The sequence below is a fragment of the Acinetobacter sp. YH12070 genome, assembly GCF_013419625.1.
Classification (GTDB): domain Bacteria; phylum Pseudomonadota; class Gammaproteobacteria; order Pseudomonadales; family Moraxellaceae; genus Acinetobacter; species Acinetobacter amyesii.
On record NZ_VOZT01000124.1, the window covers coordinates 1 to 2,036 of the forward strand.

Annotated in this window: 3 protein-coding genes; all 3 read left to right on the plus strand. The window is 39.2% G+C overall.

Translation table 11 applies throughout. From position 1 onward, the window contains the following. The first annotated feature begins 307 nt into the window (after window positions 1-307). The 3 genes from FTU17_RS17165 (at window position 308) to FTU17_RS17175 (ending at window position 1,837) form a co-directional block, all read left to right on the plus strand. Window positions 308-463 (plus strand): hypothetical protein, encoded by a 156-nt coding sequence (locus tag FTU17_RS17165; protein WP_180008593.1) that lies wholly within the window; start codon window positions 308-310, stop codon window positions 461-463. 310 nt (window positions 464-773) lie between these two features. Beyond that, on the plus strand, window positions 774-1,184 hold the full coding sequence (locus tag FTU17_RS17170) for an RcnB family protein (protein ID WP_078193274.1): 411 nt from the start codon (window positions 774-776) through the stop codon (window positions 1,182-1,184). 242 nt (window positions 1,185-1,426) lie between these two features. Continuing rightward, the gene (locus tag FTU17_RS17175) at window positions 1,427-1,837 is read left to right on the plus strand and encodes an RcnB family protein (protein ID WP_168379728.1); all 411 of its coding nucleotides are present in this window, start codon (window positions 1,427-1,429) and stop codon (window positions 1,835-1,837) included. Window positions 1,838-2,036 lie beyond the last annotated feature (199 nt).

A 2,036-nucleotide genomic window follows, 5' to 3' on the forward strand; every position in this document is an offset into this window, starting at 1 on the left:
ATAATTCAAGTGAATTTGTTTGAAAGAAGAACTTTAAAAGCTTTATTTTCACCCGATAAAATACCCATAAAACAAGAGGAAGCTCAAATGAGCTTCCTCTTGTGAAAAATTGTGGGACAGCAGTGCCATTTGATGCCCTTTTTTTAACCTTGAAATTCAACAAGCTTTGATCAAAAGACAGTTTTATCACCCCACTTGCTATTAATCGTATTTTTAAATTATTTTTATAATAATATTCGGTTTTTCAAATTAAATATAAAAGCATAGACTGCTTGCCATGACATAGACCGACGGCAAGGAGACCCAAATGGCTGATCAAACACGTAAAATTGAAACCATTCGTTCAATTGAAACCTTACAACTGACTGAAAATTTGATCTCTGCAATGGACGATGCCGAGCAAGCTGAATCTGTGGCTCAAGCGATTTATTCACTCCAATGCCTCAATGAGCAGTGGTACTAAAACCCGAATTTACCCACCGTTTTCATTCCAGTATCTCTACCCTATTTGCCCATCAAGACTTGATGGGCGTTTTTGATCGTGCTTACAATAGACCTCAAATTTGATCAAGACTGCATTGCAAGGATAAAAAGCACGCATTATCGGACCATCGCTTTCAAGATGGAAAGATTGTTCTCGGCGCCAAATTTATCGCATAATATCCGCAATCTCTTCGTTTTATTTAAAGAAATATTCATCTTTCTTCACAGTTTCTCTGCATTTAATGCGTACAGTAGTGATATTGAAGATAAATTACTCATGAGGGTTGAACATGAAAAAGATTTTGCCAATTTTGGCTATTTCTTTCAGTGCTTTAATAGCAAGCAGCATCACGTCTGCAGCGCCTCACTTCAAGAACGATGAACGTGGCTTTGATGGCCCACGCGGCAATGCATATGGTCAAATGAAAAAAGATCGTGATTTCCGTGGTTATCAGGACGATGACGATCTTGAAGATCGACGCCGTATGCGTGAACAACGTGGAGTCAAACGTTTGCAACAACATAAATGGCAAACGGGCTATGTGATGCCACAGCATTACCGTGGTAATGGTTATAAAGTCGATTATAAAGACCATAACTTACCTAAACCATCGCGTAATCAGCAATGGTATAAAATCAATAATGACTACATATTGGTCAACTCAGATAGTAACAGTATTCTGAAAATTTTAGGTATGTAAGCCGTTTTGAATTTAATTTCGCCATATTTTTAAAGCCCAGATCAACTCTGGGCTTTTTTTATGAGGTTTTTTTAATGTTTAACCGCAAAAGCTGATGCTGCCTAGCGTTCAGATCATTTACACACCTTCAAATTTCCTCCATACATTTCACAATTCAACTATATTGCCCCCACGCTTTCTCTGAACTTTCTCGCTAATTTTGAATCATCGAAAAACAGATTAGAAATGTATAGAGGTGTCCCATGAACAAAATCGTATCGAGTTTAGTTCTTTCCGTATCGGCTTTGATGGCAACAACAGCAGCCATTGCTGCGCCAGACCATCGTCAAGATGACCGCCGTTACCATCCGTCATACCAACATCAAGACAACCGTTGGGACAAAGATCACCGTCCGAGCAATTGGAATAACAACAACCGTTATGACAATAATCGCTACGACCGTAATGACTTTCGTCGTGTAAATCCAAGCCGCGATTGGCGTGTTGGTCAAAGCTTTCCTCGTTATTTCGATTCAAGCCGCTACAAAGTGAGTGATCGTGAAGCGCGCCGCTTACCGAACACCGGTCGTTATCAACAATGGTACAAAATCAATGGTGACTACGTGTTAGTCAATGATCGTACCGATCGCATCATTCGCATTAAGAATGGCTAATCATTCGACGATCTCTTAAGTCCCTTTCCCAACACCTGAACACTATTCAGGTGTTTTTTTATCAAATGGAGGGTAAAACTCTGTCCTTCAGGTCAGAGATATAAGCGACACGACATGAAGTGTCGTTTGATTTAACTAAGGACTATTTTCCTTGAGTTTTGATTGTTAATATAAGTACATGAAAACCCTTAAATTACGT

Bases quoted from the DNA above. Each gene is read 5' to 3' on its own strand.
- FTU17_RS17170 (WP_078193274.1), top strand. From the start codon at position 774: ATGAAAAAGATTTTGCCAATTTTGGCTATTTCTTTCAGTGCTTTAATA.
- FTU17_RS17175 (WP_168379728.1), top strand. From the start codon at position 1,427: ATGAACAAAATCGTATCGAGTTTAGTTCTTTCCGTATCGGCTTTGATG.
- FTU17_RS17165 (WP_180008593.1), top strand. From the start codon at position 308: ATGGCTGATCAAACACGTAAAATTGAAACCATTCGTTCAATTGAAACC.